Origin of the sequence: Rhodococcus coprophilus NBRC 100603 (assembly GCF_001895045.1) — a bacterium.
In the GTDB taxonomy this organism is placed as follows: domain Bacteria; phylum Actinomycetota; class Actinomycetes; order Mycobacteriales; family Mycobacteriaceae; genus Rhodococcus; species Rhodococcus coprophilus.
Genome location: NZ_BDAM01000002.1, coordinates 92,083 through 110,612 on the forward strand (window position 1 = coordinate 92,083; position 18,530 = coordinate 110,612).

General features: G+C 67.9%; 21 protein-coding genes. 2 read left to right on the forward strand and 19 right to left on the reverse strand.

Annotated features, from left to right (window positions below; translation table 11 throughout):
• Positions 1-73: 73 nt before the first annotated feature.
• From RDCOP1_RS04770 to RDCOP1_RS04805, 7 genes are all read right to left on the reverse strand, one after another.
• Positions 74-433, reverse strand: a complete 360-nt coding sequence (locus RDCOP1_RS04770) for an NADH-quinone oxidoreductase subunit A (RefSeq protein ID WP_072698982.1) — start codon at positions 431-433, stop codon at positions 74-76.
• Positions 434-663: 230 nt separating this feature from the next.
• A complete protein-coding gene (locus RDCOP1_RS04775; protein WP_239537372.1) occupies positions 664-1,131 on the reverse strand; it encodes an Rv3143 family two-component system response regulator in 468 nt (155 codons plus the stop codon).
• A gap of 340 nt (positions 1,132-1,471) precedes the next feature.
• Positions 1,472-1,756, reverse strand: coding sequence for a hypothetical protein (locus tag RDCOP1_RS04785; RefSeq protein WP_143152178.1), 285 nt, complete (start codon positions 1,754-1,756; stop codon positions 1,472-1,474).
• Between the two features lie 287 nt (positions 1,757-2,043).
• Positions 2,044-2,712 carry a methionine ABC transporter permease gene (locus RDCOP1_RS04790; RefSeq protein WP_072698986.1) on the reverse strand — a complete coding sequence of 223 codons (669 nt, stop codon included), beginning with the start codon at positions 2,710-2,712 and terminating at the stop codon, positions 2,044-2,046.
• A gap of 13 nt (positions 2,713-2,725) precedes the next feature.
• The gene (locus RDCOP1_RS04795; RefSeq protein ID WP_072698987.1) at positions 2,726-3,745 is read right to left on the reverse strand and encodes a methionine ABC transporter ATP-binding protein; all 1,020 of its coding nucleotides are present in this window, start codon (positions 3,743-3,745) and stop codon (positions 2,726-2,728) included.
• Positions 3,745-4,581 carry a MetQ/NlpA family ABC transporter substrate-binding protein gene (locus RDCOP1_RS04800; RefSeq protein ID WP_072698988.1) on the reverse strand — a complete coding sequence of 279 codons (837 nt, stop codon included), beginning with the start codon at positions 4,579-4,581 and terminating at the stop codon, positions 3,745-3,747. Before RDCOP1_RS04800 ends, RDCOP1_RS04795 begins: the two co-directional genes overlap by 1 nt.
• A gap of 182 nt (positions 4,582-4,763) precedes the next feature.
• Complete coding sequence (locus tag RDCOP1_RS04805) at positions 4,764-5,792, reverse strand: isopenicillin N synthase family dioxygenase (RefSeq protein WP_072698989.1); 1,029 nt, start codon at positions 5,790-5,792, stop codon at positions 4,764-4,766.
• 325 nt (positions 5,793-6,117) lie between these two features.
• Between RDCOP1_RS04805 and RDCOP1_RS04810 the strand changes: the two genes are divergently transcribed.
• Both RDCOP1_RS04810 and RDCOP1_RS04815 read left to right on the forward strand, forming a co-directional pair.
• A complete protein-coding gene (locus RDCOP1_RS04810; RefSeq protein WP_072698990.1) occupies positions 6,118-6,735 on the forward strand; it encodes a type 1 glutamine amidotransferase family protein in 618 nt (205 codons plus the stop codon).
• Positions 6,732-7,199, forward strand: coding sequence for a MarR family winged helix-turn-helix transcriptional regulator (locus RDCOP1_RS04815; protein ID WP_072698991.1), 468 nt, complete (start codon positions 6,732-6,734; stop codon positions 7,197-7,199). The genes RDCOP1_RS04810 and RDCOP1_RS04815 overlap by 4 nt, the downstream gene beginning before the upstream one ends.
• Before the next feature lie 11 nt (positions 7,200-7,210).
• Here the strand turns inward: RDCOP1_RS04815 and RDCOP1_RS04820 are convergent, their stop codons facing one another.
• The 12 genes from RDCOP1_RS04820 to RDCOP1_RS04870 form a co-directional block, all read right to left on the reverse strand.
• Positions 7,211-8,083 (reverse strand): acyl-CoA thioesterase II, encoded by an 873-nt coding sequence (locus RDCOP1_RS04820; protein ID WP_072698992.1) that lies wholly within the window; start codon positions 8,081-8,083, stop codon positions 7,211-7,213.
• Positions 8,080-9,501 (reverse strand): pyruvate kinase, encoded by a 1,422-nt coding sequence (gene pyk / locus RDCOP1_RS04825; protein ID WP_072698993.1) that lies wholly within the window; start codon positions 9,499-9,501, stop codon positions 8,080-8,082. The genes RDCOP1_RS04820 and pyk overlap by 4 nt, the downstream gene beginning before the upstream one ends.
• An 84-nt stretch (positions 9,502-9,585) precedes the next feature.
• Positions 9,586-9,759: a hypothetical protein gene (locus RDCOP1_RS21440; RefSeq protein WP_169848821.1), complete on the reverse strand. Its 174-nt coding sequence runs from the start codon at positions 9,757-9,759 to the stop codon at positions 9,586-9,588.
• A gap of 170 nt (positions 9,760-9,929) precedes the next feature.
• The gene (locus RDCOP1_RS21590; RefSeq protein WP_174555767.1) at positions 9,930-10,190 is read right to left on the reverse strand and encodes a hypothetical protein; all 261 of its coding nucleotides are present in this window, start codon (positions 10,188-10,190) and stop codon (positions 9,930-9,932) included.
• Positions 10,191-10,270: 80 nt separating this feature from the next.
• Positions 10,271-11,137, reverse strand: coding sequence for a TM2 domain-containing protein (locus RDCOP1_RS04835; protein ID WP_084722413.1), 867 nt, complete (start codon positions 11,135-11,137; stop codon positions 10,271-10,273).
• Entirely contained in the window at positions 11,134-12,189 is a 1,056-nt protein-coding gene (lgt, locus tag RDCOP1_RS04840; protein ID WP_072698995.1) for a prolipoprotein diacylglyceryl transferase, read from the reverse strand. The genes RDCOP1_RS04835 and lgt overlap by 4 nt, the downstream gene beginning before the upstream one ends.
• Positions 12,186-12,989 (reverse strand): tryptophan synthase subunit alpha, encoded by an 804-nt coding sequence (trpA, locus tag RDCOP1_RS04845; protein WP_072698996.1) that lies wholly within the window; start codon positions 12,987-12,989, stop codon positions 12,186-12,188. The genes lgt and trpA overlap by 4 nt, the downstream gene beginning before the upstream one ends.
• Entirely contained in the window at positions 12,986-14,239 is a 1,254-nt protein-coding gene (trpB, locus tag RDCOP1_RS04850) for a tryptophan synthase subunit beta (RefSeq protein WP_072699167.1), read from the reverse strand. Before trpB ends, trpA begins: the two co-directional genes overlap by 4 nt.
• 136 nt (positions 14,240-14,375) lie before the next feature.
• Complete coding sequence (gene trpC / locus RDCOP1_RS04855; RefSeq protein ID WP_072698997.1) at positions 14,376-15,185, reverse strand: indole-3-glycerol phosphate synthase TrpC; 810 nt, start codon at positions 15,183-15,185, stop codon at positions 14,376-14,378.
• Between the two features lie 88 nt (positions 15,186-15,273).
• The gene (locus RDCOP1_RS04860; protein WP_072698998.1) at positions 15,274-15,963 is read right to left on the reverse strand and encodes a TIGR02234 family membrane protein; all 690 of its coding nucleotides are present in this window, start codon (positions 15,961-15,963) and stop codon (positions 15,274-15,276) included.
• A complete protein-coding gene (locus RDCOP1_RS04865) occupies positions 15,960-17,543 on the reverse strand; it encodes an anthranilate synthase component I (RefSeq protein WP_072698999.1) in 1,584 nt (527 codons plus the stop codon). The genes RDCOP1_RS04860 and RDCOP1_RS04865 overlap by 4 nt, the downstream gene beginning before the upstream one ends.
• A gap of 85 nt (positions 17,544-17,628) precedes the next feature.
• Positions 17,629-18,396 (reverse strand): dioxygenase family protein, encoded by a 768-nt coding sequence (locus tag RDCOP1_RS04870; protein ID WP_072699169.1) that lies wholly within the window; start codon positions 18,394-18,396, stop codon positions 17,629-17,631.
• Between the last annotated feature and the right edge of the window lie 134 nt (positions 18,397-18,530).

Genomic DNA, 18,530 nt, shown 5'->3' on the forward strand with positions numbered 1-18,530 from the left:
GTAGTTGGTGTGGATCACTTTCTCGCACAACGACTTCGACGAACTGTCTTCTACCGTCAGCCCGCCGCGGAATTCACTCCCACGCGAGGCCTCCGCGTTTCCATTCGTAGGCGTAGGCCACGAACACGTTGACCATGAACAGCCCCATCGCCAGCAATCCGAATACACCGAGCGCATCGAAATTCACCGCCCACGGGTACAGAAAGACGATCTCGATGTCGAAGATGATGAACAGCATGGCCGTGAGGTAGTACTTGACGGGGAAACGCCCGCCTCCCGCCGCCTGCGGCGTCGGATCGATGCCACATTCGTAGGCTTCCAGCTTCGCCCGGTTGTAGCGACTGGGCCCGGCTATCGACGCCACGACCACAGAGAACACGGCAAATGCGAGAGCGATCGCTCCGAGCACCAGGATCGGTACGTAGACGTTCATCCCCACCTCCGGTTCCGCTGACGTCCCCCGGTCGTGCCGTAGCCACCGAACCTTCGTTCCCGGTGCCGAGCCCGGCAATCCGGGACAACTCGGTCACTTGTGAGCTACCGCACACACACTAGTAGCGTTCGTGCCGGACTTGTCAGCGATTTCGGGTGCCGAATTCGGCCGCGCGTGTCCGCTCCGGACCGGAGTACAAATGGGGTAGGTTCATCCGCCGCGTTCGATACTCAGCGGTTTGCTGCACGCAGCAGCCGCACGACTTCCCGCGCCAGCGCCAGCGGGTCGATCGGCCGTGTGACGACGGCTTCGGCACGCGACCACGATGCCAGCCACGCATCGTCGGCCCGGCCCGTGAGCACCAGGATCGGCGGGCACGGATCGATCTCGTCCTTGAGTTGCTTGGCGATGCCCAGACCACCGGCAGGTGCCGTCTCCCCGTCGAGGATCGCGAGGGCGATCTCCCCCGCGTCCATGTGCGCGATAACCACCGGCGCGGTGGCGACCTCGACGTATTCGAGCGGCGGAAGATCGGGATGGACCCGGTCTCCCAGCGCCGCCCGGACCTGCGCACGCACGGCCGCGTCGTCGCTGTAGAGGAGAATGCGCAGCGGTGCGGAGGAGTCGGTGCGGTCGGGGGCGGCGGTCACGCGCCCGATGCTAGAGGCTCCCCCGGCCGGGAGCCTGTATCCGGACATACTCGCCGGGCGTGTCGCCCTGTGCCCCCTGCCCCGGGCGGATCCGGGTGTAGGTGCCGCTACCGTCGGCCGACCGCACGATGTCGTGCCGCGCCGGCTCGGATGTCCCCGAGCGGGACGACCGCACGGGGACGTGCCCGACCTCGGCCGAGCACTGCCGCACGGCACGGCCGTAGGCACCGAGCAGGCCGACGACATGGTGACGGCCATCTCGCCGTGCGCGCCGCCGATCAGTTCTTGGAGTATGCGGGCGTAGACAGGGCTCCGGACCGGTGTGACGCGCGCGAGAACACCTCGGCGCCGCTCCGGTCGTCCGTACCGCGGGCACTGGCGGGGTCGGTCAGCCGTGCCGGATATCGAAAACGTCGGCTGGCACCGGAAGCTCTTCTCCCGCAGCGGCATACGTGACTCCACGCCCGATGATCGCACCCGGCGCGATCATCAGATGGGCGACGATGATGCAGCCCCCGACGAGAAGCGAGGAGATGATGCCGATCGAATACGAGTCGGTGAGTGCGGCGGCGGAGAACCCGATCGTGAGCATGCCGGAGAGAACGATTATGGCGAGCATCCTCCGCTGCGACGACGGCGCGTTCTCGGATGACTTTCGACGATGTGTAACCATGACGAACTTCTCCGTTCCCTCCCTGGAACAGAGTTGTCGGACGCCCCCACGCCCGCGCACCTGCCGCTCGAGCCCCTCGAAACGGCGGTACGCTCCTCCGCTTTGCAACGGAGTCGGCACCCTGTTCCGCTGCCGCTCGATGAGAGCGGTTTGGTAACGGAAATACTATCAACTGTGACATAAACCTCGCAACGCATTAGTGGCTGGTCACCGCGTTGTATTCGCGTGCCACTGCATGCGCCGAGCAGCGCTTCCTGCCGAGCCGGGCCGGCTCGGCAGGACATCGATCATCGACGATGCGCGTATGCCCGGATGATGCCGTCGCCGATGGACTGCATGATCTGCACCATCACGATCAACACGACCACCGCGACGAGTAACACCGGCGTGTTGAAACGCTGGTAGCCGTACACGATCGCGAAGTCACCGAGACCACCGCCGCCGATCACCCCGGCCATGGCGGAGTACCCGACGAGCAGCACGAGTGTCAGGGTCGCTCCGGCCACCAGAGGAGACACCGCTTCCGGCAGAAGGACCTTCCGCACGATCTGCCCGGTCGACGCACCCATGGCCTGGGCTGCCTCCACCCGGCCGCGCGGGACCTCCCGCAATGCGGACTCGACGATCCGCGCGAAGAACGGGATCGCCCCGATCGTGAGGGGGACGATCGCCGCTGTCGGACCGATCGCGGTGCCGACGATCGCCCGCGTCACACCGATCAATGCGATGAGCAGGATGAGGAACGGCAACGACCGGAACAGGTTGACGATCACTCCGAGGACCGTGTTGAGCGTCCTCCTCGGCACGAGCCCCGAGGGGGACGTGACCTGCAGGACGATTCCCACCAGCACGCCCCCGATCACCGTGAGGACGAACGACACCGTCACCATGTACAGCGTCTCGAGGGTCGCCTCCCACACTTCCGGCAAGGAGTCGTACCAGGTGAGCTTGTTCATCGGGCGTGTGACCTCATTCGGTGAGTCCCTCCAGTTCGGTTCCCGCGCCCCACGACAGGGTCAGGTGCGGGTGCCGGTCGACGAACTGCTCGACCCGGGCGTGATCGGTTTCCGCGGTGAAACGCAGGCGCATCCGGCCGACGGTCACGTCGCCGACCTGCTCGACCCGCCCGCCCACCACGGCGATATCGGCGTCGGCGTCCCGGATCATCTGCGACAACCACGGCCCGTGCGCTGCGTCCCCGATGGCCGTGACCACAGCGGTATCTGCGGTCGAGCCGAGTGACGGATCGTCACCCACGGGCAACATGGCCGCACCGAGCGCAGAATCGGGCGAGGCGATGAGATCGGTGATCCGGCCGGTCTCGGCGATCCGGCCGGCCTCGAGCCGCGCCGCCGACGTGCAGATTCTGCGTAGGACCCCCAGCTCGTGGGTGATCACCACGACCGTCACGCCCAGCGTGCGGTTGACTTCCGCGACGAGGTCGAGCACCTGATCGGTCGTGTCGGGGTCGAGGGCGCTGGTGGCCTCGTCGCACAGCAGGACTTCGGGTTCCGCGGCGAGCGCCCGTGCGATGCCGACGCGCTGCTGCTGTCCGCCCGACAACTGGGACGGATAGCTCTTTTCTTTGCCCGACAAGCCGACGAGGTCGATCAGCGACGACGCGCGTGTGCGTCGCTCGTCCTTACCGAGCCCGGCGAGCTCGAGAGGCAGTTCGATGTTGCGCAGGACGGTGCGCGAGTGGAGCAGGTTGAACTGCTGGAAGACGGTGCCGATCCGGCGGCGGGCAGAGCGTAGGTCTGCCCCGGAGAAGGTCGAGAGGTCGTCACCGCCGAGCAGGATCCGGCCCGACGTCGGCTTCTCGAGCAGGTTCAGGCATCGCAGCAAAGTGGATTTGCCCGAGCCGGAGGGACCGACGACCCCGAAGATCTCACCGTCGGGGATGTTCAGAGAGACCCCGCGCAACGCCGCGACCTCCCCGGCGCCACCGGCGCCGGGGTAGGTCTTGACGAGGTTGTCGACGACGATCATCAGTTCTCAGGCTGGACCGGAACGACGGATCCCGAGTAGGTTTCGTCGATCCACGCTGCGGTCTCGGGCGACTCGAGAGCCTCGGCGAGCGCCACGACGGCGGGGTCGTTCTCGTTCTCCGCGCGGACGACGAGCAGGTTGGAGAAGGGGTTGCCCTCGACCTGTTCGGTGACGATGCCGTCCTCGGCGGGCGTCAGACCGGCCTCGAGGGCGTAGTTGGAGTTGATGACGGCGGCGGTGATCTGCGCGTCGTCGAGCTGACGGGCGAGCTGCGGACGCTCGATAGCCATGAACTTCAGGTTCTTCGGATTCGCGGTGATGTTCGCTTCGGTGACCACCGAGAGGTCTGCCTGGCCGAAGGGCACATCCATCTCGATCAGGCCGGCCGATTCGAGCAGGTACAGCGCGCGGGCGTAGTTGGTGGTGTCGCGCGGAACCGCGACGGTGTCGCCGTCCTTCAACTCGTCGAGCGACCCGATCTTGTTCGAGTACAGGCTCAGCGGCTCGAGGTGCACATCGGCGACAGCGACGAGATCGTCGACACCGTTCTGCTTCTGCCAGTCGATCAGGTACGGCTCGTGCTGGAAGAAGTTCGCGTCGACGTCACCGGCTTCGAGCAACTCGTTCGGGTCCACCTCACCGGTGATCTCGAGGACATCGAGCTGGTAGTCGCCGAGCGCACCGGTGCTCACGATGTGATCGAGGATCTCGACGTGCGGCGTCGACGACGCCGAGATGCGGAGAGTGTTCTCGTCCCCTCCGGACGAGGAGCAGGCTGCCAGGCCCACGGCGAGGGTGAGAGCGGCGGTCGCGACGACGGTACGACGCAAAAACATCGGGTACTACCTTCCGTTGGGGAACTGCCGGACGACCGGCAGGTGGAACAGGGTGGAACGGACCGGAAGACACGCTGCGCGCATCCCGGGGGGAGGTCAAGTCTTCGCCCGCTACGGCGGACGTGTTGCGAGGACGAACGATTCGGGCACGGGACGCTGCGCGGCGGCGGTCGGCTGAGCGGTCATCGGCTGAGTTCGGGCGACCGGAGCAACCGTGCGTGGTACCGCTCGGTGACGTTGGGATGCGCACGGAGACGGGATTTGAGCGCGTTGATCCCGTACACCGCGTGCAGTTCTCCGCCGTGCGCGTCGCGTCCCACACCACGCGCATCGGCCGCAAGATCGTCGGAGAGCGCGATGGTGGGGAGCGCCTTGTCGAGCGCGGGATTGAGAAAGAACGGTAGGGACACCCGGTCCGAGCCCGCGGCGGGTGGTTCCACACGATGGACGGTGGCAGTGAGGTATCCACCGGTGGCCAGCTCGAGGAGTTCACCGATATTGACGAGGAGGTGTCCCGGGAGAGGGTCGATCTCGACCCATTCCCCGTCGCGCTGCACCTGGAATCCGGTGCTGCCGGGTTCCGGGTACAGCAGAGTCAGCGCTCCGACGTCCTTGTGGCTTCCGACGCCCTGATCGGTCACCGACCGGTCGTGCCCGGGATAGCGCACGATCTTGAGCAAGGGGTCCGGATCGGCGAAGACCTCGTCGAAGAAGGCGGCGGGCGCTCCGAGGGATTCGGCCCAGGCGCGCAGCAACCGGAGTCCGACGGTCTGCAGCCGTTCCATCCAGTGCAGTGCCGAGGACCGCAATTGCGGCACCTGGTCCGGCCACAGGTTCGGACCGTGCAGCACTTCCCAGGGGCGGGCGTCGTCGACTTCGGCCACCGCTTCACGTTCCGGTCCGATGTCGAGTTGTTCGCGCCAGTCGATGTTGCCTTGGGTCCGTTCCCCGCCGACCCGGGTGTAGCCCCGGAAGTGCGGTGAGTGGGTGTTCTCGATCTCGAGCTTGGTGGCGTCGGGAAGTGCGAAGAACGCGCGGGAGTCGGTGATGAGGTCGTCGGCCGCGGCGGGATCGATTCCGTGGCCGGTGAGATGGAAGAACCCGATCTCGTGTGTGACGGTGCGGAGGCGTTCGAGTTCAGCGACTCGCTCCGCGGGTGCACCGTCGAATCGGGTGAGGTCGATGATCGGCAGTGTCGTCGAAACGGACATGGTAAATCCTTTCGAACCGGCGCCTGTCGGGACGTGACCAGCGGCGCTAGCGGTTCGGGAGAGGAATTTCGGGCACGGGCTTCCGGGGCACCGATGCCCCGGTCGGGGTGTCAGCGGCAGGCACGACAACACGACGGGGTGGCGACGCCCGCGCGTGTGTGCATGTCCCGTGCTCGATTCATGCCGAACATGTCCCCTCCGGTGGGCCGGCTCGGCCCTAGACGACAGCGAAACCACAGAGTGGTCGGTAACAAGGCTAAACGTCCCGGCGACGGGCGGGCAAATCACCGTTGACATCCAACTGTCACTACGACAGCATTCTGTCATGCCTGAAGTCGTCTACTTCGCCCTCTGCGACACCCTCGCCGACTGGGAGATCGGGTATGCGATGGCGAGTATCGCGAACCCCGACCACCAGATCCGGCCCGGCCGCTACACCGTGCGCACCGTCGCCGTCGAACGCGAACCGATCACCACGATGGGTGGACTCCGCATCGCTCCGGACGTCGCACTCGACGAGGTGGACCCGGCCACCAGTGCGATGCTCGTGTTGCCGGGCAACAACATCTGGCCCACCGACGCGTTCGCACCGTTCACCGACACCGCCCGCGCATTCCTCGACTCCGGAGTACCTGTCGCAGCGATCTGCGGCGCCACCGGCGGACTGGCACGGGCGGGACTGCTCGACGACCGCGCCCATACCAGCAACGCGCCGGAGTTCTTGAACGCAATCGGCTACGGGGGCGCACACCTCTATCGCGACGAACTCGCCGTCGTCGACGGGGATCTCGTGACCGCGAGCGGCATCGCGCCGGTCGAATTCGCCCGCGCGATCTTCGAGCGTCTCGACCTCTACCCGCCCGACGTTCTCACCGCTTGGTACAAGCTCTACGGACAGCACGACCCGTCCGGGTACTACGAACTAACGGCACACGAGGCATGAGCACGACGGAAAACTCTGTGCGGCAACTGCTCGGCGACGCCGCTCTGGCCTCGTTCCGCCTCAACGGGCAGTTCCTGGACCTGGCCGAGACTCTCGCCCGACCCGTGGGGCTGACCGCCGCACGGTGGCAGGTGCTCGGCGCCGTGCTCACCACTCCCCTGCCGGTCGCCGCAATCGCGCGCGAGATGGGCATCACGCGTCAGAGCGTGCAACGCACCGCCGACCTGCTCGTCGGACAGGGCCTCGCGGAGTACCGGCCGAACCCCGCGCATCGGCGTGCGAAACTCGTCGCCGCGACGCCCGCGGGACAGGACGCCGTGGCGAAGATCACCCCAGCGCACGAGACCGCGGCACGCCGACTGTGCGACGAGATGGGCGGGGACGAGTTCGAGGGCGCAGTAGCGGCGCTGCGCCGATTGTCGAGCGCCCTCGAGCGCCTCGACGAATCCGGCGAACGAACGTGAGAGCCTGCCCTTCAGCGACGTGACGGGAAGTGCCGTACGAGGCCTTCCTGCACGACCGTGGCGACGAGTTGGCCCTCGAGGTCGAAGTAGCGCCCGGTCGCCATCCCTCGCGATCCCGCAGCGATCGGCGACTCGGTGGCGTAGAGGTGCCAGTCGTCGAAGCGGAGAGGCCGGTGGAACCAGATCGAGTGATTGACCGTCGCGGCCACGATCCGGTCGAGCCCCCACGACAATCCGTGGGTGGTCAGGATCGAATCGAGCACCGTGGTGTCCGAACTGTAGGCGAGGGCCGCCACGTGCAGCAGGGCGTCGGCCGGCATCTCACCGTCGGGGCGCATCCAGACACGATTGTGGTTGAGCCTTTCGCCCGTGCCCCGCAGCACCCAGGCGGGGTCGTTCGCATACCTCATGTCGATGGGTTTGAGTGCCCCCGCGAAATACGGCAACTGCTCCTCGAAACCCCGCAACCGTTCCCCGATGGGTGGAAGAGATTCCGGCAGAGGAACTTCCGGGACAGTGACGGAATGCTCGAGTCCCTTGCCCCAGCGCTGGAAGGCGACGAGCATGACGAACAGTTCCTGATCGTCCTGATAGGCGGTCACCATCCGGTTGGCGAAGTCGCGCCCGTCCCGGTGCCGCGCGACCCGGTACTCGATCGGAGCCTTGACGTTGCCGCCGCGGATGAAATGCGCGTTGACCACGTGCACCGGCCGGTCACCGACGGTGCGTCCCGCGGCGATCAGCCCCTGCGCGACGAGTTGCCCGCCGAACGTCCGCGCACCGACCTGCGGCGGATGCTGCCCACGGAACACGTCCTCGCCGGTCTGCTCGAGATCGAGCAGACCGAGGAGGACGTGCAGATCCGAGGTGTCGACATCCGTCACCGGGTGTCCTTTTCCCCCAGACGGTGTACGTGGATGAGGTTCGTCGAGCCCGTCCGTCCCGGGGGGGCACCGGCGACGATCACCACGAGGTCGCCGCGCTGGTAACGCCCGAGCGACAGCAGCGCCGCATCCACCTGTTCGACCATCTGGTCGGTGGTGTCCACCGGAGACACCGAGAACGTCTCGGTTCCCCAGGTCAGTGCCAGTTGATTGCGGATGCTCGGCGCGGGCGTGAAGGCCAGCAGCGGAAGCCGGGTGTGCAACCGGGCGAGCCGGCGCACCGTGTCGCCCGACTGGGTGAAGGCGACCAGTGCGCTCGCGTCGAGCCGCTCACCGATGTCGCGCGCCGCGTACGAGATCACGCCGCGTTTGGTGCGGGGAACGTGCGTCAGCGCGGGGACATCCGTCGTATCCGATTCGACGGCCGCGATGATGCGCGCCATCGTCTTGACAGTCTCGATCGGGAACTTGCCCACCGAGGTCTCGCCGGACAGCATGACCGCGTCGGCGCCGTCGAGCACGGCGTTCGCGACGTCGGATGCCTCCGCGCGCGTCGGGCGGGAATTCTCGATCATCGACTCGAGCATCTGCGTTGCGACGATCACGGGCTTGGCGTTCTCCCGTGCGATCTGGATCGCGCGCTTCTGTACGAGCGGGACCTCCTCGAGCGGCAGTTCGACGCCGAGATCACCGCGAGCAACCATCACCGCGTCGAATGCGAGCACCACTGCCTCGAGGTTTTCGATGGCTTCGGGCTTTTCGAGCTTCGCGATGACCGGCACGCGGCGTCCGACGCGGTCCATGATCTCGTGCACGAGTTCGATGTCCGACGGGGACCGCACGAACGAGAGCGCGATGAAGTCGACGCCGAGTTGCAGCGCGAATTCGAGGTCGGCGATGTCCTTTTCGGACAAGGCCGGAACCGACACATTCATGCCGGGCAGCGAAACACCCTTGTTGTTGCTGACCGGTCCGCCCTCGGTCACGCGGCACACGACGTCGTTGCCCTCGACGAATTCGACCACGAGACCGACCTTGCCGTCGTCGACGAGCAGACGGTCGCCGGCGACCGCATCCTGAGCGAGTTCCTTGTACGTGGTCGAGACGCGGTCGTGGGTGCCCTCGACATCGTCGACCGTGATGCGGACGAGTTCCCCGTTGCTCCAGACAGTGCGTCCCTCGGCGAATCGACCGAGCCGGATCTTGGGCCCCTGGAGGTCGGCGAGGATGCCGACCGCTTTTCCGGACGCGTCGGCGGCTGCGCGCACGTGGTTGTACTGGACCTCGTGATCGGCGTGATCTCCGTGGCTGAAGTTCAGGCGCGCAACATCCATTCCGGCCTCGACGAGGTCCCGAAGGACGTCGGGGTCGGAGGTTGCCGGGCCCATAGTGCATACGATCTTGGTACGTCGGGTCACGACTCGAGCCTAGCCCCCATGGTGCGCGGCCACCATCGGAGTCCGTAACCGGCGAACCCGCGTGGGACCAGGTGACCCGGTGTGTCAGTCCTTCCGGTCCTCTGCTATTTCAGGGGCATTCTCCCTGGTGGCCATCCCGCCGGTCCCACCTTCGTCGGCGGGTCCGGGACGGCCGCCCTTCGGCTCGCGCGCGTGCGACCCGTCCGCGTCGTTCGCCTCGTCGCGGTCGTCGGAACGAGTCTTCTTCTCTGCCGTCATTGCTTCTCCTTCTCGGCCGGGATCCACCGGCGAAACGTTGTCCGTCGCGAGCGTCGACTTCACTCGTCGAGGCGACCGCCGCGTCCCGCACGGCTCCCTGCGCACCTCGGCGACTACTCCGGGCCACATGCGCAGCGTCGGAGGACAGCGCACCACGGGGTCGAACGAGGTCATTGCGGAATCGTCCATGTCGAGTCGGGCACACCGATGGGCAGGCCGACGCCCCGCGAAAGTCCCGCAGTGACCGCGTATTGCCCCGGGGGAACGGGTCCACCCTCCTCGCGCGCCTCCAGCGCACCGCGGAACAGAGCACCCTCGGGGTGGAACACCCGCGCCCCGCACAACGCGGAGGCGGCGCGGAACGTCCAGGATAGCGCCGAGCGCAAGGGCACTGAGGAGCGCGAGAGGGTGGAGAAATCGAGTGGCGGCACGGTGCGCGTATACCCGTTGCGGTGGCATTCAACCGGATCGCCGCGGGCCGAGCGGACTGTCGGCCGCGGCGACACGAGCCTTACGGACGGAGCGGTCGCCCTTGCTCGTCGCGGACCTTGCCGGTGAGCATCAGGATGCCGTCGACGAGCGGCCAAATTCCGCCGACACCGCAGGTCAGCCAGGTGACGGCGATCTGCGCGACGGCTGTACCGGGCTGACCGAGGTAGAAGCGGCCGGCGCCGAATGCTCCGAGCAAGATTTGGAGAACGCCCGCGGTGACCTTCGACTTCTCCGAGTACGCCTCGCCGGTATAGGGGTCGCGTCCGAACGGGGCCGAGGGATCGGCGCCGTAACCCTGAGGTGGGCCGTATCCCTGCGAGGGGCCGTACCCCTGCGACGGGTTGTAGCCCGGGGGCGGGCCGTAACCCTGCGGCGGCGGGCCGTACGGCGTCGGCGCCGCGCCGTACCCGGCCGGCGGGACGTCCGGGTTGGGGATCCCCGGCGCGGACGTCGGGTACCGGGGGTCGGGGGTGCCGTACACGGGTCCCGGTGCTGCGGATCCCCCCGCGGAGTTCGGGTCCGGATAGGGGTAGTTGCCGGGCGGCGGGTAGTCGGACTGATGCTCGGCCGGTGGCGGGTAACTCGGCGTCGTACCCCAGCCCGGGCCGTTGCCGACCCCCGAGTAAGTGTCCCATCCGGGCCCGGGGGTTCCGGTGTGGCCACCGAAGGATTCCGACGGGGATTGCTGCTCGGACAACGAGGCGTGCGCCGTCGCGTCGTAGTCGAAGGTCGGGCCGAAGTCGCGTGCAGGTTCCCCGGCGTTCGGAGCATCCGGGTCCTTCGGGGCGTCCGGGTCCGCTTTCCGGCTGCCGGAATGTTTGCGCAGGTCCGGCTTGGCAGGGTCGGAGTCGTGCGAGTCGGAAGCGCCCGGGTCCGGTGAGGTCACGAGTTGTCTCCCTTGCTCTTGCCCGGCGGTGAGGTGTCGAGTTTACCTGCGGGTTCAGCTCCGGCGTCGATCTCCGGATCGTCGGTCTCGGTCTTCTCGACTCCGGCCGGTGACGCATCGGTCACCGGCTTTTCGGCTGCCGCGCCCGCGCCGACCGGCGCAGTTGCGGACACCTGGGTCGGGGTTCCGCCGAGGGTCGCCGGGTCTTCTCGACCCTTGCGCGCGAAGATCACGTAGGCGACGGCGAGTACGAACACGATCCCCGAGGTGAATGTGTTGATCCTGATCCCGGCGATCTCGGTCGCAGCATCCGTGCGCATGAGTTCGATCCAGAACCGTCCGGCGCAGTAACCCGCGACGTACAACGCGAAGAGGCGCCCGTGGCCGATGGCGAAGCGGCGGTCGATGAGAACCAGCAGCACGACCACGGCGACATTCCACAGCAACTCGTACAGGAACGTGGGGTGGACGACGAAGGCCACCTCGCCGGTGGAGACACCGTCGATCAGCGAGGGTGACACGCGACCGGCGTCGTCGGCGCGCTGGTAGATCTCGAGGCCCCACGGCACGGTGGTTTCCCGGCCGTAGAGTTCCTGGTTGAACCAGTTGCCGAGGCGCCCGATCGCCTGGGCGAGCAGGATGGCCGGGGCCAGCGCGTCACCGAATGCCGGCAGCGGGATGCCGCGACGGCGGCAGCCGATCCAGGCACCCACCGCACCGAGTGCGACGGCCCCCCAGATCCCGAGTCCGCCTTCCCAGATCTTCAGGGCGTCCGCGGGGTTCGCGCCGTCGCCGAAGTACTTCTGCCAGTCGGTAGCGACGTGGTAGAGCCGGCCGCCGACGAGACCGAACGGAACGGCCCACACGGCGATGTCGAGTACCGTGCCGGGCTTGCCGCCGCGGGCGACCCAGCGACGATCACCCCACCAGATCGCGACGACGATGCCGACGATGATGCACAGGGCGTAGGCGCGCAGGGCCAGCGGGCCCACGTACCAGACGCCCTGTGACGGACTCGGCAGATAAGCCAGAACAGACGCAGTGGTTGTCACGACGCCACGGTAGCCGAGCGCACGCCCCGCGCGAGATCCTGCGTCAGGGCGAGCAGCGCGTCGCGGCCCTGACCCGCAGCAGTCACGAGCGCCGAACCGACGATCACGCCGTCCGCGTAACCGGCGATCTCGGCGGCTTGGGCACCGTTGCGCACGCCGAGACCGACACCGACGGGGATGTCGCTGTGGGTACGCACCCGGGCCACGATCTCGGGTGCGCGGTTGTCGACCTGGTCGCGCGCGCCGGTGACACCCATCGTCGAAGTCGCGTAGACGAAGCCCACACATCGGTCGAGGGTCATGGCGAGTCGCTCATTGGTCGACGACGGTGCCACGAGGAACGTCCGGCCGAGCCCGTACTTCTCGGACGCGGCGATCCACTCTTCTGCCTCGTCGGGGATGAGGTCGGGGGTGATGAGCCCGAGGCCACCGGCGGCCGCGAGGTCACGAGCGAAGTTCTCCACGCCGTAGCGCATCACCAGGTTCCAGTACGTCATCACGACGGCTGCTCCGCCGGCGGCGTTCACCGCTTCGACCGCCCGGAACACATCGCGGACCCTCACGCCGTTGGCGATCGCCTCGAATGCGGCTTCCTGGATGGTGGTGCCGTCCATCACCGGGTCGCTGTAGGGGATACCGACCTCGATGAGATCGCATCCGCCTTCCACCAGCGTCGCCATGGCTTCGAGCGACCCGTCGACGGTGGGATAGCCGACGGGAAGGTACCCGATCAGCGCGGCACGGTTCTCCGCGCGGCAGGTGGCGAAGATCTGGGTGAGGCGTTCGTGCGGGGCGCTCACTGCGCGGCTCCTTGGGTGCTGTCGCTGTCGTTTGCCGGAAGGTAACCGAACCAGCGGGCTGCGGTGTCGACGTCCTTGTCGCCCCGGCCGGACAGGCTCACGAGGATGATCGCGCCCTCCCCCAGTTCGGGTCCGAGCCGCAGGGCGCCGGCAACGGCGTGCGCGGATTCGATCGCGGGAATGATGCCTTCGGTGCGGCACAGCAACGCGAACGCGTCCATGGCCTCGCTGTCGGTGATCGCCCGGTACTCCGCACGGCCGATGTCGGCGAGCCACGAATGCTCGGGCCCGACGCCCGGATAATCGAGACCCGCTGAGATGGAATGCGATTCGATGGTCTGGCCGTCTTCGTCCTGGAGCAGGTACGAGTACGCGCCGTGCAGAGCGCCGTGGCTGCCTCCACCGATGGTCGCGGCGTGGCGGCCCGTCTCCACGCCGTCACCGCCGGCTTCGCAACCGATCAGCTTGACCGACGCGTCGTCGATGAAAGGGTGGAAGATGCCGATGGCGTTCGAACCGCCGCCGACGCACGCGACCACCGCGTCGGGCAGTCGACCGGTCATCGCGTGCACCTGCGCGCGGGCTTCGAGTCCGATGATGCGCTGGAAGTCGCGCACCATCGCCGGGAAGGGATGCGGCCCCGCTGCGGTGCCGAAGCAGTAGTACGTGTTGTCGGCGTTGGTCACCCAGTCGCGCATGGCTTCGTTGATCGCGTCCTTGAGGGTGCGCGATCCGGTCTTGGCGGCGATGACCTCGGAGCCGAGCAGGCGCATGCGCGCCACGTTGAGAGCCTGGCGTTCGGTGTCGACCTCGCCCATGTAGACGCGGCACTCGAGTCCGAGCAGTGCGCAGGCGGTGGCGGTGGCGACGCCGTGCTGGCCCGCGCCGGTCTCGGCGATGATGCGGGTCTTGCCCATGCGCTTGGCGAGCAGAACCTGACCGAGCACATTGTTGATCTTGTGCGAGCCGGTGTGATTGAGGTCCTCGCGCTTGAGCAGGATGCGCGCCCCGCCCGCGTGCTCGCTCAAGCGGGTCGCTTCGAACACCGGGGACGGGCGGCCGGTGTAGTCGCGTTGCAGGCGGTCGAGTTCGGCAAGGAACCCGGGGTCGGTCCGCTCCTTCTCGTAGGCGGCGGTGACCTCTTCGATGACCGCCATGAGCGCCTCGGGAACGTACCGCCCGCCGAACACTCCGTAATGACCGCGGACATCGGGTTCGTGCGCGGTGGGGGTGGACACGGCGTCACTCATCGAGGGAAGCCCGCGCCCCTTGGCGAAAAGTACGGAATCGTCTGCAGTCACGTATCCAGTCTGCCCCACGTTGCGGTGCTGATCATGCCCGGGTCCGGCGGTGCCGATCATGCCCGGGTCCGGCCCGGGGTACAGCTCAGCGCGCAGGCTTGGGGCATGACGGATGCGTACCGACCGTCACCAGTTCGGCGACGGCCTGCCGCGGGTCGCCGCTGGTCACCAGACCTTCGCCCACCAGGACCGCGTCGGCTCCGGCTCCCGCGTACGCGAGCAGGTCGGCCGGTCCGCGGACACCCGATTCGGCGATCTTGATGACGTGGCTGGGCAGTCCGGGCGCGATGCGTCCGAAGGTGTTCTTGTCGACCTCGAGCGTCTTGAGGTTACGCGCGTTGATGCCGATGACGGTCGCGCCGGCTTCCAGCGCGCGGTCGGCCTCTTCTTCCGTGTGCGCTTCCACCAGGGCGGTCATCCCGAGCGACTCGGTGCGATCGATCAGCGCCGCGAGCACGGTCTGCTCGAGCGCGGCGACGATGAGCAGCACGATGTCCGCGCCGTGAGCGCGTGCTTCGTGGATCTGGTACGGGCCGACGACGAAATCTTTGCGGAGCACCGGGATACGCACCGCGCGCCGCACGGCGTCGAGGTCGGCGAGACTGCCGTGGAAACGGCGCTCCTCGGTGAGAACGCTGATGGCGCGTGCACCGCCCGACTCGTAGGCTTTGGCGAGCTCGGCAGGATCGGCGATGTCGGCCAGCGCACCCTTCGAGGGGCTTGCGCGCTTCACCTCTGCGATCACCGCGATACCCGGCTCCCGGAGAGCGGCCTTCGCATCGATCGGCGCGGGCGCGGCAGCACCGGCGGCCTTGACGGAAGCGAAGTCGGCAACCGCCTCACGGGCGGCGACATCGGCTCGCACACCTTCGAGAATCGAGTCGAGAACTGTCATCGTGGCTCGAGTCCTTTCCCACCCTTGTCAATCCCGATGTGATTAAGCTCATCGGATTTCTTCAGCCTAGTGGGCGCGCCCGCGGCACTCATCGCCGGGTACCCGAATCGGATACGTCCCCGTCGTCGTTCCCCTCGTCGTCGCGGTCGACGGTCGGATCCTCGCCCGCATCCATTGCGTCCCACAGGGTCCGTTCGGTCATCGGTTCGTCGGTCTCGGCTCGTCGCACGGCCGCGTCGCGGCGCGCTGCCGGGCTGTCGTACTTCGCCGACAAGCCGGCCTGTTCACGCGGAGTCCGCCAGAGTGCGACCGCGGCGGCGATCGCGAGGCACGCGCCCAGAAGCGCCAGGACCGCCGGCAACGGAGAGACCGTCACCGCCGTGACCGTGGCCCGGCCGGGCAGTTCGGCGATCCGCGCCGCGGTGTCCGCATCGCCCCCTCCCACGAGCAACTGCACGGCCGGAACAGCCGCGGCGACCGCAACCGCCCCCACCGCGATCGAGACGACGCGCAGTGCCCGTCCACGGACCGCGAATGCCGCGGCGATCGCGGCGAGCAGCGCCAGCGCGAGGGGCGTGGTGGCAGCGGCCCATTTCGCGCCCTCGAGGTCGGTGACGCGGTCGGCGCCGAGGCCGTCGGACGACTCGGCCCGCACCCACGTCATCCGGCTCGACCCCCACAGTGCCGCGGCGCCGAGCGCGAGCAGACCGGCCGCGACGACCGTCGGGCGGCGACCCGCGCCGGAGCGGGGAGCATCCGCGGAGCCGGGGGCGCTCACTGTGCGTCTCCGCTGTAGTTGGTGACCGTCGCGGCCGCCGCGACCGCCGCCAGAGCCGACATCGCCTTGTTGCGCGCTTCGGTGTCCTCGGCCTCGGGAACCGAGTCGGCGACGATGCCGGCGCCCGCCTGGACGTACGCGACGCCGTCTTTGATCAGCGCGGACCGGATGGCGATCGCGGTGTCCGCGTCGCCGGTGAAATCGAGATAGCCCACGATGCCGCCGTAGATGCCGCGCCGGGTGGGTTCGAGTTCTTCGATCAGTTCCATCGCCCGCACCTTCGGCGCGCCCGAGAGTGTGCCCGCCGGGAAACAGGCGGTCACGGCGTCGAGTGCGCGATTGCCGTCGGCGAGCCGTCCGGTAACCGTGGACACGAGGTGCATGACGTGGCTGTAGCGCTCGATGTGGCGGTAGTCGTGCACCTTCACGGTGCCCGGCTCGCACACCCGGCCGAGATCGTTGCGGCCGAGATCGACCAGCATGAGATGTTCGGCGTTCTCTTTCTCGTCGTGCAGCAGATCCTTCTCGAGGAGCGTGTCCTCCTCCTCGTCGGCACCGCGCCACCGGGTTCCCGCGATCGGATGTGTGGTGGCGGTGCCGTCCGCGACGGTCACCAGCGCTTCCGGGCTCGAGCCGACGATCGAGAACGCGGTGTCACCGTCCGGCCCGGGGATGTGCAGCAGGAACATGTACGGACTCGGATTCGATGCCCGAAGCATGCGGTAGACGTCGATGGGCGCAGCGTCGCAATCGATTTCGAATCGCTGCGAGAGCACGACCTGGAACGCCTCACCGGCTTCGACGTCCCCGATGAGTTTTCGGACGTCGGTACTGAACGCCTCGGTGGTGCGCTGACGGCGGTACTGGGGTTCGGGGCGCGAGAAGGTCGCGACGGTGGCCGGCGCCGGTGCGGCAAGCGCCGCGGTCATCCGGTCCAGCCGGGCGACCGCATCGTCGTAGGCCTCGTCGACGCGCCGGTCGGATCCGTCCCAGTTCACCGCGTTGGCGATGAGCCAGATGGTGCCTTCGTGGTGGTCCACGGCGGCGAGATCGGTCGCGAGCATCATCACCAGTTCGGGGATCTGCAGGTCGTCGTCGGCGAGCTGCGGCAGTTTCTCGAGATACCGGACGGTGTCGTAGCCGAGGTAGCCGACCATGCCGCTGGTGAGAGGCGGAAGTCCGTGGATGCGGTCGGTGTGGAGCAGCTCGAGGGTTTCCCGCAGCACGTCGAGAGGATTTCCCCCGGTGGGGGTGCCGGCCGGGACGTGCCCGTACCACGCGGCTTCGCCGTCGACGACGGTCAGCGCCGCGGGGCTGCCCGCGCCGATGAACGACCACCGGGACCACGACCGGCCGTTCTCTGCGGACTCGAGCAGGAACGTGCCGGGACGGTCGTCGGCGAGCTTGCGGTACGCCGAGAGCGGTGTCTCCGCGTCGGCGAGCACCTTGCGGGTCACGGGCACCACGCGGTGCTCTCGCGCGAGTTGCCGGAACTGCTCGCGCGTGGTGGTGGAATCGGACCAGCCACCGGCGGGAACATCGGTGGTGGCTGCGGGAATGGTGGTGGGCTCGCCGGACATGCGCCCATCATCCCAGGGATCATCCGGGGCGGCGCAGGCGCGGTCGCCCCGGACGGACCGACGCGGTGTCCGGACGACGCGCGTCTCAGGCGACCTGGATGGAACGCTTGGCCAGGCCCATCCAGAATCCGTCGACGACCTGTTCGGGCGGCTGCGCCGGATCCCGGGACAGACCCAGGGTGACGAACAGCGGAGCGAAGTGCTCGGTGGTCGGGTGCGCGTAGGGCATACCGGGTGCGCGGCGGCGGAAATCGAGCAGTGCGTCGACATCCCCGCGCGCGAGTTGTTCGCTCGCCCAGTGGTCGAACTCCGCGGACCACCCCGGTGCGGGGGCCTCGGGTCGCGGGTCGCGCAGGAACGGCAGTCCGTGTGTCGTGAAACCGGATCCGACGATGAGAACCCCCTCCTCCCGCAGCGGCCGCAGTCGCTCGCCCAGGCGCAGAAGGCGTTGCGGATCCAGGCTGGGCAACGACATCTGCAGTACCGGAATGTCGGCATCGGGGTACATCACCGTCAGCGGCACATAGGCGCCGTGATCGAGTCCTCGCTGCGGTTGGTGCACGACCGGTTCCCCGTCGGGCATGAGCATCGCCACCCGGCGTGCGAGGTCCGGCGCTCCGGGCGCGCCGTAGGTGACCTCGTAGAAGCGGCGCGGGAAGCCACCGAAGTCGTAGACGAGCGGCGTCCCCGTGGTGGTGGACCCGATCGTGAGGGGCGCCGATTCCCAGTGCGCGGAGACCACGAGAATCGCGGTCGGGCGGGGCAGCGCCGCAGCCCACGTGCGGAGTTGGTTCACCCACAGTTCGCTGTCGACCAGGGGCGGTGCCCCGTGGCTGAGGAAGAGGGCGGGCATCTCGCTCATGAAACTCCTTAAGTTGAAGCTTCAAGTATCGTAACGTGCGTCGGCGGTGATCGCCAGGTCGCTCCCCCCGGGTGCACCCGCTGCCACCCACTCCGACAGGCTGGAGGCACGACGACGGAAACGAG

What these genes read in the sequence shown, in the direction of transcription:
- RDCOP1_RS04775 (WP_239537372.1), bottom strand. Translation starts at nt 1,131, where the DNA reads ATGTCCGGATACAGGCTCCCGGCCGGGGGAGCCTCTAGCATCGGGCGC.
- RDCOP1_RS04815 (WP_072698991.1), top strand. Translation starts at nt 6,732, where the DNA reads ATGAGCACGACGGAAAACTCTGTGCGGCAACTGCTCGGCGACGCCGCT.
- trpC (WP_072698997.1), bottom strand. Translation starts at nt 15,185, where the DNA reads ATGACAGTTCTCGACTCGATTCTCGAAGGTGTGCGAGCCGATGTCGCC.
- RDCOP1_RS04770 (WP_072698982.1), bottom strand. Translation starts at nt 433, where the DNA reads ATGAACGTCTACGTACCGATCCTGGTGCTCGGAGCGATCGCTCTCGCA.
- RDCOP1_RS04790 (WP_072698986.1), bottom strand. Translation starts at nt 2,712, where the DNA reads ATGAACAAGCTCACCTGGTACGACTCCTTGCCGGAAGTGTGGGAGGCG.
- RDCOP1_RS21440 (WP_169848821.1), bottom strand. Translation starts at nt 9,759, where the DNA reads ATGACGGCAGAGAAGAAGACTCGTTCCGACGACCGCGACGAGGCGAAC.
- RDCOP1_RS04870 (WP_072699169.1), bottom strand. Translation starts at nt 18,396, where the DNA reads ATGCCCGCCCTCTTCCTCAGCCACGGGGCACCGCCCCTGGTCGACAGC.
- RDCOP1_RS04805 (WP_072698989.1), bottom strand. Translation starts at nt 5,792, where the DNA reads ATGTCCGTTTCGACGACACTGCCGATCATCGACCTCACCCGATTCGAC.
- RDCOP1_RS04800 (WP_072698988.1), bottom strand. Translation starts at nt 4,581, where the DNA reads ATGTTTTTGCGTCGTACCGTCGTCGCGACCGCCGCTCTCACCCTCGCC.
- RDCOP1_RS04785 (WP_143152178.1), bottom strand. Translation starts at nt 1,756, where the DNA reads ATGGTTACACATCGTCGAAAGTCATCCGAGAACGCGCCGTCGTCGCAG.
- RDCOP1_RS04810 (WP_072698990.1), top strand. Translation starts at nt 6,118, where the DNA reads ATGCCTGAAGTCGTCTACTTCGCCCTCTGCGACACCCTCGCCGACTGG.
- trpB (WP_072699167.1), bottom strand. Translation starts at nt 14,239, where the DNA reads ATGAGTGACGCCGTGTCCACCCCCACCGCGCACGAACCCGATGTCCGC.
- RDCOP1_RS04795 (WP_072698987.1), bottom strand. Translation starts at nt 3,745, where the DNA reads ATGATCGTCGTCGACAACCTCGTCAAGACCTACCCCGGCGCCGGTGGC.
- RDCOP1_RS04865 (WP_072698999.1), bottom strand. Translation starts at nt 17,543, where the DNA reads ATGTCCGGCGAGCCCACCACCATTCCCGCAGCCACCACCGATGTTCCC.